The organism is Priestia megaterium NBRC 15308 = ATCC 14581 (assembly GCF_000832985.1).
GTDB lineage: Bacteria > Bacillota > Bacilli > Bacillales > Bacillaceae_H > Priestia > Priestia megaterium.
This window is the reverse complement of record NZ_CP009920.1, coordinates 768,776-781,454: the sequence shown is the minus strand read 5'-3', so window position 1 is coordinate 781,454 and position 12,679 is coordinate 768,776. Positions and strand designations below refer to the sequence as shown.

13 protein-coding genes and 1 other annotated feature are annotated in these 12,679 nt (G+C 39.7%); of the genes, 9 read left to right on the top strand and 4 right to left on the bottom strand.

Going from position 1 to position 12,679, the window contains the following annotated elements; all coding sequences use genetic code 11:
- The first annotated feature begins 58 nt into the window (after window positions 1-58).
- A complete protein-coding gene (pdxR, locus tag BG04_RS04640; protein WP_034649466.1) occupies window positions 59-1,462 on the top strand; it encodes a MocR-like pyridoxine biosynthesis transcription factor PdxR in 1,404 nt (467 codons plus the stop codon).
- 28 nt (window positions 1,463-1,490) lie between these two features.
- Window positions 1,491-2,000: a membrane protein gene (locus BG04_RS04635; RefSeq protein ID WP_034649469.1), complete on the top strand. Its 510-nt coding sequence runs from the start codon at window positions 1,491-1,493 to the stop codon at window positions 1,998-2,000.
- 60 nt (window positions 2,001-2,060) lie between these two features.
- Here BG04_RS04635 and BG04_RS04630 read toward each other — a convergent pair whose 3' ends face one another.
- Window positions 2,061-2,780 (bottom strand): poly-gamma-glutamate hydrolase family protein, encoded by a 720-nt coding sequence (locus BG04_RS04630; protein WP_034649471.1) that lies wholly within the window; start codon window positions 2,778-2,780, stop codon window positions 2,061-2,063.
- A gap of 43 nt (window positions 2,781-2,823) precedes the next feature.
- On the bottom strand, window positions 2,824-3,633 hold the full coding sequence (locus BG04_RS04625) for a class I SAM-dependent methyltransferase (protein ID WP_016765251.1): 810 nt from the start codon (window positions 3,631-3,633) through the stop codon (window positions 2,824-2,826).
- 111 nt (window positions 3,634-3,744) lie between these two features.
- On the opposite strand from BG04_RS04625, the gene BG04_RS04620 reads away from it, so the two are divergent.
- From BG04_RS04620 to BG04_RS04610, 3 genes are all read left to right on the top strand, one after another.
- Window positions 3,745-4,407 carry an MgtC/SapB family protein gene (locus tag BG04_RS04620; RefSeq protein WP_034649473.1) on the top strand — a complete coding sequence of 221 codons (663 nt, stop codon included), beginning with the start codon at window positions 3,745-3,747 and terminating at the stop codon, window positions 4,405-4,407.
- 386 nt (window positions 4,408-4,793) lie between these two features.
- Window positions 4,794-5,435 (top strand): NAD(P)-dependent oxidoreductase, encoded by a 642-nt coding sequence (locus BG04_RS04615; protein WP_034649475.1) that lies wholly within the window; start codon window positions 4,794-4,796, stop codon window positions 5,433-5,435.
- A 67-nt stretch (window positions 5,436-5,502) separates the two neighbouring features.
- Window positions 5,503-5,997, top strand: a complete 495-nt coding sequence (locus tag BG04_RS04610) for a GNAT family N-acetyltransferase (RefSeq protein WP_034649476.1) — start codon at window positions 5,503-5,505, stop codon at window positions 5,995-5,997.
- A gap of 21 nt (window positions 5,998-6,018) precedes the next feature.
- Here the strand turns inward: BG04_RS04610 and BG04_RS04605 are convergent, their stop codons facing one another.
- On the bottom strand, window positions 6,019-6,768 hold the full coding sequence (locus BG04_RS04605; RefSeq protein ID WP_025750141.1) for a sulfite exporter TauE/SafE family protein: 750 nt from the start codon (window positions 6,766-6,768) through the stop codon (window positions 6,019-6,021).
- A 161-nt stretch (window positions 6,769-6,929) separates the two neighbouring features.
- On the opposite strand from BG04_RS04605, the gene BG04_RS04600 reads away from it, so the two are divergent.
- The 4 genes from BG04_RS04600 to BG04_RS04585 all read left to right on the top strand — a co-directional run bounded on the left by BG04_RS04600 (window position 6,930) and on the right by BG04_RS04585 (window position 10,810).
- A complete protein-coding gene (locus BG04_RS04600) occupies window positions 6,930-7,829 on the top strand; it encodes a LysR family transcriptional regulator (protein WP_013084614.1) in 900 nt (299 codons plus the stop codon).
- Complete coding sequence (locus BG04_RS04595) at window positions 7,826-8,464, top strand: hypothetical protein (protein ID WP_034649478.1); 639 nt, start codon at window positions 7,826-7,828, stop codon at window positions 8,462-8,464. Before BG04_RS04600 ends, BG04_RS04595 begins: the two co-directional genes overlap by 4 nt.
- A 119-nt stretch (window positions 8,465-8,583) precedes the next feature.
- Window positions 8,584-9,150, top strand: coding sequence for a TetR/AcrR family transcriptional regulator (locus BG04_RS04590; RefSeq protein ID WP_034649481.1), 567 nt, complete (start codon window positions 8,584-8,586; stop codon window positions 9,148-9,150).
- Between the two features lie 433 nt (window positions 9,151-9,583).
- Complete coding sequence (locus BG04_RS04585) at window positions 9,584-10,810, top strand: DUF819 family protein (RefSeq protein ID WP_034649482.1); 1,227 nt, start codon at window positions 9,584-9,586, stop codon at window positions 10,808-10,810.
- Between the two features lie 42 nt (window positions 10,811-10,852).
- On the opposite strand, the gene BG04_RS04580 is transcribed toward BG04_RS04585, so the two are convergent.
- The gene (locus BG04_RS04580; RefSeq protein WP_013084610.1) at window positions 10,853-12,223 is read right to left on the bottom strand and encodes an amino acid permease; all 1,371 of its coding nucleotides are present in this window, start codon (window positions 12,221-12,223) and stop codon (window positions 10,853-10,855) included.
- 67 nt (window positions 12,224-12,290) lie between these two features.
- Window positions 12,291-12,522: a binding site (T-box leader), on the bottom strand.
- Between the last annotated feature and the right edge of the window lie 157 nt (window positions 12,523-12,679).

The following is a 12,679-nucleotide window of genomic DNA, read 5'->3' as shown; positions in this document are numbered from 1 at the left end:
AAGAGTAAGTGTCAGAAACAGCGAATTTAATAGTATCAGTTAGAAAGGAAAGAACACTATGTTAGAGTTGATGCCTTTGCTTGATAAAAGAAAAGCAGATCCCTTATACATGCAGCTTTACACCTACATAAAAAAACAAATTCAAAAAGGTACCATTCCGCCTCATGAAAAACTGCCTTCTAAACGAAAGTTAGCTCTTCATTTAAGCATTAGCCAAAATACGGTTGAAGCAGCTTATATACAGTTAGAAGCAGAAGGCTATATTGAGATACTAGCCAGGAAAGGAGCGTTTGTAAAAGAGATAAAAAATGAAGTCGTGCTTCAAGAACTGCCTCCTATCTCTGTATCTCTGCAACAAGAAGATCAAAAATCAACTGCCCTTGATTTTAGCCATGGAAAGATAGACGTAGAAAAATTTCCGTATAATACGTGGAAAAAGCTAACGGTTCAAGCTATTTATCATGATGAAAGCCATCTTTTTTATAGCGGACATCCGCAGGGCGAACTGCTTCTTCGCCAAGAAATTGCAGCGTACCTTTACCACTCAAGGGGAGTGCGCTGCACAGCGGAGCAAATTGTGATAGGTGCAGGTACACAGTACCTGATGTGGCTGCTTTCTGTCATTCTGGGAAAAGAAAAGATAATTGGGTTCGAAAACCCAGGCTTTCACCGAACGAGGCACGTTTTTCAAGAACAAGGCATGTCGATCGTCCCTGTTTCTCTTGATAGTTCTGGCTTGAAAGTCAAGGAACTGAAAGAAAGCGAAGCGGATGCGGTGTACATTACGCCATCTCATCAATTTCCTATTGGTATGGTCATGCCGATAGCAAGAAGGCTTGAACTACTAGAGTGGGCGAAGGAAGCGAACGGCTATATTATAGAAGATGACTATGACGGAGAATTTCGCTATAAAGGAAAACCGATTCCGGCACTTCAAGGATTAGATCAAGACGATCGTGTTATTTATACGGGGACGTTTTCAAAATCATTGATGCCTTCTCTTCGAATAAGTTATGCCGTGCTGCCACACCGGCTTCTTACAAGATATGTGAAGCACTGTGGACTTTTTAAACAGCCTGTTTCAAGACTTCATCAGCATACGCTTTTTCTGTTTATGAAAGAAGGACACTGGGAACGTCACTTGAATAAAATGAGAACAGCATACCGCAAAAAACAATCGCTGCTGCTAGATTGTTTGACTACTATTATGGGAGGAAGTATAGATATTGTTGGAGAACATTCTGGCTTGCATATCCTTCTTAAGGTAAAAAACGGAATGAGTGAACAGAAACTAATTGAAGCAGCTGCCGAGCAAAAAGTAACGATTTATCCAACGTCTATTTATTATCATAGTGCCGATGAAAACAAGACGCCCTATGTATTGCTTGGATTTGCGGGATTGTCTGATGAAGAAATAAAAACAGGTGTAAACCTGCTGTTTAAAGCTTGGTTTGAACAGTAAGATTGAGAGATATGCTGGGGGAATTTCGATGAAAGTAAAGCGCAAATTATTTGGCTTATGGACAGGAGAGCTTACGTCAGCTTTACTGTTTGCTGCACTGTGGGTAGGGTACTTAAATGGGTTTTCTCATCTAGCTTTTTATTTAACAACGTTTTCAGGTGTGTATGCTTTTATTATACTTGAGTTTATCTTGTTTCAAGGAAGCTTGTACTGGTTTATGAAATGGAGGCAAGTGAGACGAAAAGAAGATTCTCATTTGCCCTCCAGCTACATTCAGTTGTTTCTGCTTTTAAAAAAAATGAATAAAATTCTTCTTGGGATAGGTCTAGGTGTATTCGTCTATCACTGTATAAACTACGGATTAAAAGGGCTGGTATTTTTTCTTGGCCTTTACGCGTTTGCTTGGATTGAATATATTAACTACTACGTGATTAGACTTTCTTATCAAAGTCCAAGTGAAATCAAAGAGTTTTTTGAGCAAAAAGGCTTTAAACGGTCTATTTTAGCGAGAGAAATAGATAAAAATCAGCGCGTTTGACTACACAGACTGCGCTGGTTTTTTTGTCTGGAAATCAAGGAACAGGCAAGAGTTGATAAGTTAGTGAACTTGAAAGTAAAGGAAAGTTTGATAGGAAGAAGATGCTTCTTGTAAGGAAGTCATAAATGTATGGAAAAGCGGCGTTACATTCATGCGGTTGTTTCTCGACCAGTCGTGGTTTACGAAAAATGATTTTCTTAGTTCGGCTGTGAGTTCAAGCTGTACCCCGGCTTTTAGCAGATTATCGTTCACAATATTTTGCTCGCTTGTTCCGGCTATATCAGAAGGGGCGTCACGGACTGTAAAGCCGTGTTTGCGCAGCGATTGCTTTACCAGCTCTTTATAAAGCTGATTTTTTCCGCCTACATATACGATAGGCTGACTACCACTATAGCCGTGAATCGTCATGACGGACATACTTTGCTGAGCCATTCCTCTAGCAATCGGTTCGTCAAAATTTTCTGAGGTTATGTGCAGAACTCCGTTGTTAGTGGACTTGATGCCTTCGAATAAATAATAAGAAGCGGAAAAGCGATCGGCGAGTTCTGTGGCGACTTCTGATGTGCCCGGTTCAATTCCTCCGCCGTGAATGGCCATAATGGATAGGTAGCTAAAGCGCTGTTCGTAGCGAATATCATAGTCTTGATGGAGAATCTCGTACTGCTGCAGTTCTGCATAGGAAGAGTAAGAGTCACCGCTTGCATAAGAAGGAAGGGGAATCAAAAAGCAGTACATCAAACATAGCAAAGTGCTCGCACTCCATTTGAATAAACGGTTCATTAATAATCACCTCTATCTATCCTATGATAGGTAGAGATGATTATTAGTGCTTCCGTCCGATATAGAGTAAATGAGAAGAAAGTCCAAGGTGATAAGAACTTGATGCTTGTTGGATAAGCAGTTGAACGATGCTGTCCATTTCTTCAGGATACTTTTCTTTCCAGTAAGTCCATTCCTCAGAATTAACGGACGAAGCAACGTTAGAGGCAATCAGCTCAATGCATTGAAATCCATGCTTCTTTAAAAAAGGAATAATATCCTCAATATTAGCATAATAAGCGTGAGTAAACCGGCCTTCTTCGGCATGATCAAAGCAGCCTGATTCATAAAAATCATGAAGCGCTTTTGCCGTGTTGTTTGGTTTTAAACGCTCCGGGGATGTTAAAGAAGAAATGACGTGCTGGACGCGCGGCATAAACGAAATAAAGACAGTTCCGCCTGGCTTTGTGACTCGATACAGCTCTCGGACAGCTTGAATGCGATCTTGTTTCTTCTGCAAATGATACATTGGTCCAAGCATTAGTGCCGCATGAAATTGTTCATCCAGACAACATTGAAGATTCCGAGCATCTGCCACGTGAAAATCACGAAATGCATTGTATACTTGCCGTTCTAAAGCCTTTTCCTTAGCTGTTTGAACTAAATGAGGCGTCAAATCAGTTAGAGTTAATTCGTAGCCGTTTTCTGCTAGTTTTAAGGCATATCTTCCAGGTCCAGCACCGTTATCTAAGATATGTCCGCTGGGAGGAAGGTGTTTTTCGATAAAATGCCAGTTTACTTGAAACTCAATAGGCTCCCGTTCTAATCTTCCCCACTCATCAAATCTGCTGTAATAATCGATAATTTTATCCACTTTGATTAGCCTCCACTTCAAAAATTAGTTATAGTAAATTATAACAAAAATAGAAATAGTTAATAGGTGCGTTTATGAAAAAATGAAGAGGAAGGGAAAGGAGGAGGAAAAATGACCGCAGCTTTTATTAGTCGTCTAGCTCTATCAGGTCTGTTAGGAGCTTTGGTTGGATTAGAAAGAGAATTTAGAGCAAAAGAAGCGGGCTTTCGCACTCATTTTTTAGTTGCTGTCGGTAGCACGCTAATTATGCTAATTTCGAAATATGGCTTTTCAGATGTGCTTCATCAAGATCATATGGCCCTTGATCCGAGCCGGGTTGCAGCACAAGTAGTAAGCGGTATTGGTTTTTTAGGAGCAGGTATGATTATTATCCAAAAGCAGCATATTAGAGGGCTCACAACAGCCGCAGGCGTATGGGCAACGTCGGGAATTGGTTTAACCATTGGGGCGGGTATGTATACAGTCGGCATTAGTGCAACTATATTGGTGCTGATTGGCTTAGAAATATTGAACGTGATGTTTACATCACTTTCTACTCATTCCATTTTAATTAAGTTTCGTGCAGCGAATCAAGAGGCTATTTATGAGCTCCTTGATAAGATTGAAAGGGAAAATATTATGATTTCATCCTATGAAATTCACCAGGATCATCATCAAGGTGAACTGCTCTATTTTGTTGAAATAAAAGGAAAAGCAAAAAAGAAAGGGAATAAAGTAGAATTGATTAAATCAATTCATTCTATGGCTCACGTGTTATTTATTGAAATTGAATAAGCACTTATTTATTTTTTGTCAAAGAGATTAAGGCATAACTAAATTAATCTAAAGTCGAACAAATGGATAAAGAGGCCAGTATGGATCGTTTAGTACACCCTAGTTGATTTCCGTGCAAGACTTCGCTTTCCGCGGACGGCAGGTGAGCCTCCTTGTGGGGTCTCACCTGTTCCGCTTTTCCCGCAGGAGTCTTCGCCTTACCCTCCAATCAACCGCTGGAAGTACCTACATATATAAAACCTACGTTCGGATCTTTCTTCAACTAAAAAACTTTCGCTTCAGCCTCTTTATTCGTTCTCTATCTTGCTTAAACCGTTTCGCAGTGTTTTAGCATAGCAAAAAAAGGCTATTACCTAGATATAGAGAATTTTACTGGAGGTTATAAAATGAAAATTGGAGTCGTAGGTGCTACAGGAAAAGCAGGAAGTTTTATCGTGAAAGAAGCTTTAAATCGCGGGCATGATGTAACGGCAATCGTACGTAATGCGAGCAAAGTAGAAGAAAAGGATGTTCGTACAATGGAAAAAGACATCTTTGATATTACGGCAAACGATATTGAAGGTTTCGATGCGGTAGTGAATGCGTTTGGAGCTCCCGAAGGAAAAGAACATCTGCATGTAGAAGCGGGACAATCATTAATCCATGTATTTAAACAAGCTCCGGACGTTCGTCTTCTTGTTGTAGGAGGAGCAGGCAGTTTGTTTGTCGATGAAGAGAAAACGACGCGTCTAGCAGATACGCCTGATTTTCCAAAAGAGTATAAGGCGACAGCTGACAACCAAGCTCAAAATTTAAAAGACTTAGAAAGTACAAGTGATATTAATTGGACGTTTATTAGCCCAGCAGCATTTTTTAATCCTTCAGGAAAACGAACGGATGCTTATAAAACAGGGAAAGATCATGTTATTTTAAATTCAGAAGGGAACAGCCATGTCAGCTATGCTGATTACGCCATTGCAGTTATTGATGAAATTGAGCGAGGAGAGCATATAAACGAACGCTTTACCGTTGTATCCGACGCTAGATAAAGGAAAAGCCGCTTTATGCGGCTTTTTTTGTGCATGTTATACTATGGAAAAAGGAGTAAGGTATAGAATGGATAATACAGTAAATGTAGCGCTAACGTTTTATAGTGAAGCCTACGAGTCATCTATACATAGCTATACGCTGCCTGAAGAGCAGCTCATTTATACGGCACTTCCAACTGAAGCTATAGCTAAGTGCAAGCAGGAAAGAGATAGAACGCCCGTTTTGATTTTGGCAGTAAACAAACTAGCCGGCTTTTTCGTGCTCGACGCAGGGGAAGCCGTTAAAGAATATACCGAGAGCTCCGGCGCGCTTTTAATAAGGTCTTATTCCATTCATCCTGATTATCAAGGAAAGGGAGTTGGTAAAAAGTCATTGAAACTTCTTCCTTTTTTTATCAACCGTCACTTTCCGACTATAAATAAAGTGGTGCTAGGCGTGAACTATAAAAACACGGCTGCACAGCATCTGTATAAACGAAGCGGCTTTGTTGATACAAACCGGCATATTTTTGGAAGCCAAGGAAAGCAGTTTGTTTATCAGATGGACATAAAAAAAGCTTGAACAAGAGTTCAAGCTTTTTTCTTATATGACAAGTAGGAAGCTAGAGAAAATAGGCAGCGCTACAAGGGACGTTTTTAATACAGGAGCAGGTACACGATTTGTAAACTTTGCTCCAATATAGGAACCGACCATTGTGCCGACGACAACTTGAATCAACAGCGGAATATCTAAAAAGCCCTGCTGATAATAGCCCATTCCCCCGCCAATGGCAATCGGAATAATAACGAGCATTGTCGTTCCGGCCGACTGGCGAATCGACAAGCCTAACACCATCATAAGGCCAAGCTGGATAAATGGAGTTGATCCAATTCCAAACATTCCGGACAGAGCACCGGTAATTAAGCCAATGAGTAAAGAGTAGACGACAAATTTAGCTCCTGTTGGAACAGTACGTTCTTTTTGCTGACGGGAAAATAAAAACATTCGCAGCCAAAGTAAAACACCAGATAATAAAAGCATACCGGCTGTTAGCCACTTTAGCTCGCCTTCTGGGATAAAGGATGAAAGGTTAGACCCAATCCAAGCGCCTAATGCACCGAGGATACCAACAGAGATACCGGATTTTAAAGAGACATTACCTTCACGGTAATGACTGACAGCGCCAGATAAGGAAGAAAAAATCATTGCGGTAAGAGCCGTTGCAAGAGCAACATGTACAGATACGCCGTACAGCAGCGTTAAAATTGAAATAATAAAACCTGATCCGCCCGCCCCGACAAATCCTAAGATCAGTCCGACGGCTAGCATCGTTAAAACTATTGAAACATCCATAAACTAATTCCTTCTTTCAACACTTATTCTATGCAGACACATAACATTTTTATTTTTAGCAAGTGCTACGTTCTTCATTTAAACATGAATTTTTTATGACGTCCAATGTATAATTTATATGAAATTAATAGTATTATGTAATAAGTAAAGGATGTGAAAAAATGGAATGGCAGCAGCTCGAATATTTTAATGTTGTAGCTCAAACGGAACATTTCACAAAGGCCGCAGAAAAATTATCAATTGCACAGCCTACGCTCAGCCGCTCAATTTCTAAATTAGAATCAGAGCTTGGCGTGCCGCTATTTGAACGAAAAGGAAGGCAAGTCATTTTAAATCGATACGGACGGCTTTTTTACGAACGAACGGCTAAAGTATTAAACGAAATGGAAGAAGCTAAACGTGAGCTTTCAGATTTGATTCATCCTCACCGCGGCAGTATTTCGTTTGCTTTTTTAAAATCATTAGGCGCTTCGTCCGTCCCAAAACTAGTTCATGCTTTTTTACAAGAGTATCCGAACGTTCAGTTTCAAATTTTTGAGAACGCCACGAACATCATGCTCGATCAGCTTCAAACGGGGGAAATTGATTTTTGTATGTCTTCTGTAACGGAATCTAGGGCAGGAATTCAGTGGGAATATTTATGGAAAGACGAGCTGTACGCGTATGTCCCTGATACGCATTCTTTTGCCTCAAAACAAGTGCTTTCGATTTCAGAGTTGGCTCATGAATCGTTTATCGCGTTAAAAAAAGGATATGGAAGCCGAACAATTTTTGATCAGCTGTTTGAAGAGGCCGAGATTGTTCCAAATATTACGTTTGAAGGAGAAGAATTTTTAACGGTGATTGGTTTTGTAGCGGCTCATTTAGGGGTTGCCTTGCTTCCTGAAATAAAGGGAGTAGACTTGCGAGGCATTAAAAAAATAAAGCTCAAAGAAGACACAGCTTCAAGGGTAATTGGGGTTGCGTGGAACAAGGATAAATATTTAACTCCTGTTGCGAAAAAGTTCCAGGAATTTTTAATTCAGTATTTCAAAGACCATCATACGGGAGGAAAACGATGAAGAAAATTGCTTGCCTGCACGCTCATCATTCGAACATCTCTTATATAGAAAAAGCGCTGCCGTTTGCGAACTGTATGCATTTCGTAGATCCTGGCCTTGTACATCGGGTAACAGCCGACCCTAAGTTTGCAGCGGAGTCAGCAGCTGCAAAAGTAGAGAAGCAGTTAAAGTGGATGGAAGAATGTTCAGCGGATGCCATTTTACTTACGTGTACGAACTACATTGCTCTTTTACCAGAAGCATTTACAAGCGATATTCCAATTATTAAAATCGATGAGCCTTATTTTCACCGAATATGTGAAATAGAAGAACCGCAGCTTATCGTGTTTACAAATCCGGAGACCGTAGAAGGAACAATGAAGCGCCTAGACGAATTTGCATTTCATCAAAATGTAAAGATAAAGGTTCGTCCTGTTGTGATAGAAGGTGCTTTTGAACTAGTAATGACTGGAAACCTAAAAAAGTATAAACAGAAGGTAAAACATGTCTTACATGAGCTAGTAAAAGAGCATAACAGTGTTGTTTCAGTGGCGCAGCTCTCGATGGTAGAAGCGGCGGCGGAGGTAAGCGACCGTATTATTACGCCTCTTCAATCGTTAGCAGAAGAAGTAAGAAAAACAATTATTAGGTCATAAGAAATAAAAAAAGAAAAATAAATGGTAAAATATTCACTTTTTTTTGACAAAAATTTCATTTGCTTATATGATAAGTAGTGTTATAGAAACCACTTATTATATAGGGGAGGCATCGTTTTGTGAAGAAAGCAAATGCACGCGATAAGATTTTAGAAACAGCATCGCGGCTTTTTCAGCTGCAAGGCTATCATGCAACAGGGTTAAATCAAATTATTAAAGAGAGCGGGTCGCCAAAAGGGTCTCTTTATTATTATTTTCCAAAAGGGAAAGAAGAACTGGCGATTCACGCTGTTCACTATACGAATAAATACGTCCAAGTTCAAATTAAAGAAAGTCTAAATAAATCTTCTGACGCAGCGCAGGCTATTCAGTATTTTATTGAAGAATTGTCCAAGCAGTTTGAACAAGAAGAAAGCATTGCTGGTATGCCTGTTGGACTGCTGGCTGGAGAAACAGCGCTTATTAATGAACCGCTGCGCGAAGTCTGCTACGCAGCGTTTCAAGATTGGGAAAAACTTTTTAGAGAAAAAATGATAGAGAGCGGATTTGAAGAAAAGCAGGCAGGAGAGCTTGGAGTTGTGATTAACTGTATGATTGAAGGAGGAATCTTGCGTTCGTTAACAGAGAAAACAAGCGCTCCTTTGCAGCAGATTAAGCAGCAGATTCCAGTTCTTGTTCGTAAATAAAAAGTGAGGCTGGGACATCACAAAATGAATCTAATCTAAAGACTAACAATCGGGATACATGAGCTGGACTGCTTGTGACACTGCTGTTGATTTCCGTGCAAGTCTTCGCTTTCCGCGGGAGGCCGCTTAGCCTCCTCGCTGCTTGTGCTCTTGCGGCGTCTCACCTGTACCGTTTTTCCCGCAGGAGTCTGCGCCTTGTCCTCCAATCAACAGCTAGAAGTAGCTACCTACATAAAACCTAAGTTCACCATAATCATAAAAAAACACGAACTATTCATCCTTTGTGATAGATAGTTCGTGTTTCACTTTAACTAGACTACTTTGTTCTCGACTCTTTTTTATAGATTGACGGAATTTGGCATATATTGATAAAATCTAAAGTGTATTTTCTGAAAATTCTATTTCTTGAAAAAGAGAAAGAAAGGAGTAGCTTGTGATTTTTACTATTATTCAAGCTGATGATACGTGGGCATTATGGGGAATTCTAGCGATTTGGGCTTCTGTTAGTATTTTTCTCGAACAAAAGTATAAGTGGGCTTCTTTTCTGTCAGGAGCTATTATTGCGCTAGCAGGAGCGCTTATCCTATCAAATTTAAAAATCATTCCAACAGAGTCTCCGGTTTATGATGCGGTTTGGGCGTATCTAGTACCGCTTGCCATTCCATTATTGTTATTTCAAGTCAATATGAAAGAATTATTTCAAGAAAGCCGGAAGCTGCTTTTTATTTTCTTAATCTGTGCAGTAGGAACGGTTATAGGGAGTACGGCAGGCTTCTTGTTATTAAAAGATTATATTCCTGAACTAGCAAAAATTGCAGCTGCTATCGGCGCTTCTTATGTAGGCGGAGGGGTTAACTTTGCTACCGTTACGGCTAAATTTGAACCATCAAGTCAAATGGTTTCCGCGACGGTGGTTGCTGATAATATGGTCATGGCTTTGCTGTTTGCCATGTATATGTTTGTTCCTTCTATGAAGTTTTTTAGAAAACATTTTAAGACGCCCCATATTCAAGAAGTAGAGGCTGGGCAATATGGAGAAAATGATCGCCATACGCTTGCAGAAAAATATTGGGCAAAAAAAGAAATTTCGCTAAAAGACGTGGCGGCTTCAATTGGTACATCATTTTTTCTAGTGGTTGCATCGTTTAAATTAGCCGAATGGTTTGGAACAATCATTCCAACCGGTCCAAATGTTTCGGTAGTTCAAACATTATTACATACTATTTTGAGCGAAAAATACTTATTGCTTTCCACACTTACGTTTCTTGTCATTTATCTGTTTCCTTCTTATTTTAAAAACATTAGCGGAAGCCAAGAAATCGGCACATACTTCATTTATATTTTCTTTGTTGTCATTGGAGTGCCGGCGTCCATTCCATTAATTGTTGAAAAGGCACCTCTTTTGATTCTATTTGTGCTCATTGTGGGAATGAGTAATTTAATAGTGGGACTGCTTTTAGGAAGAGTATTTAAAATTGATTTAGAACATATTTTACTGGCGAGCAATGCAACGGTAGGAGGACCTACGACAGCAAGCGCAATGGCGATTGCTAAAGGATGGGGAAGTTTGGTTGGTCCTATCTTAGTAGTAGGAACGCTTGGCTATATTATTGGTAACTATATCGGTTTTGCACTTGGTTATTGGTACTTAACATTTTAAATAAAAAAACGCCTCCTCTGATGACTCAAAGGAGACGTTTTTTTATTTAGCGTGCTTGACTGCTGATGATCGATAAAAGCGGCCTTTAAAGATATACGTAGCTGTAATAAATAAATAGATAGCTAGTGTAATAGTCGTAATAACAACGGAGGTTGTGCAGATAACACCAATTAAAATAGCGCTTAGTGCAATTAGGGCAGCCCACGTCGTATAAGGAAACCATTTAACAGAGTAGCTACTCGATGCTTCTGGCTGAACTTTGCGGGACTTTAAGTGTGCGATTGCAATAATCAACCAAATAAACAACACGGTATATCCTAAGGATCCCATCAAATAATCAAATGTTTTACTTCCTGCAAATAAGGAAATCAACACGCCCACATAAAGGGATGATGTACACATTAAGATTGCATAGACAGGAACTTTGTTAACAGAAAGTTTCGAAAATATCTTTGGCACTCGACCGTCTACTGCTTGCGTATATAAAATACGCGAGGAACCGTAAAGCCCTGAGTTCATTGAAGAAATAACGGCTAACAAGATCACGGCATTCATAATATGGTCTGCTCCAGGAATTCCAATCATTTTAAATACCATCACAAAAGGGCTTTGAGAAACGCCATTCACTTCATTCCAAGGAATTAAGCTCACGATGATAAAAAACGGGAACAGATAAAAAGCAATGATACGCGTTAATGTGCTGCGCACGGCTTTTGGTACTACTTTTTCAGGATTTTTTGTTTCAGCTAGCGTCACTCCGATGATTTCAGTTCCACCGTAAGAGTAGATGACCACTAGCATCGCCGTAATTAACCCAGTTGGTCCTTTAGGGAAGAAACCGCCGTGATCGCTCAAGTTTGAAAAGCCGGCTGCGGTATGGTGACCAAATGATACAAATAGTAACAGAAGTCCAGCGATGATAAAGATCACAATGACCGTAATTTTAATTAAGGCTAACCAGTATTCCGTTTCAGCAAATGCTTTAACCGAAAGCAAGTTAATAACTGTGACAATAACGGATACGCCTAAAGCAAGCATCCAAATTGGATAATCAGGAAGCCAGTACTGAATAAAAATAGCTGCTACAACGGCTTCAGCTGCAATGTTTAACACCCACATTTTCCAGTAAATCCAGTCTAAAAAATAAGCGGGGTAGCTTCCTAAAATCGACTGAACTAAATCACGAAACGTTCGTGCGTCACTGTTTCGAACGGCCATTTCAGCAAGACCTTGCATAATGAATAGTAAAATAATTCCGCCAATTAAATAAGCAATGATAACTGATGGTCCTGCCATATCAATAGCTGAGCTGCTTCCTTTAAATAAACCAGCGCCAATTGCTCCACCTAGCGCCATCATCATAATATGACGTGAAGTCATTGTTCGCTGCAAACCTTGGTTGTCCTTCTTCATGACTTTTCCCTCCACTTTTTTATAAAATAAAAAAAGCTTATCGTCTCCTACCTCATTATCAAATGAGAGAAGAGACGATAAGCTTTAGCTAACCGCGGTACCACTCTTGTTGGCTCTTAAAGAACCCTGCTTAAAACCTGATAACGAAGGTTAGACGTTAAAACTTAGAGAATACTTCTGCATTCTTTCTGAATTACCACTCCTGGGCGAGTTCAAAGTATTATTGGACTACGTTACACCAACCCGTAGCTCTCTTGACCGAATAATAAGCTTCTACTACTCCCAATCGCTGTGTTTTCGATTAAAAACTGAAAGTTCTTGATGAATAACCATTACTATACGTGCTTCTTTTTTCTTTGTCAACAGCTATTTTCTAAAAAATAAAATGATGGAACTTTGGTTTTTATAGAGCTCAAGACTGGTTATTTTGGTAAAAAAATCAGTCGTTTCACCTAA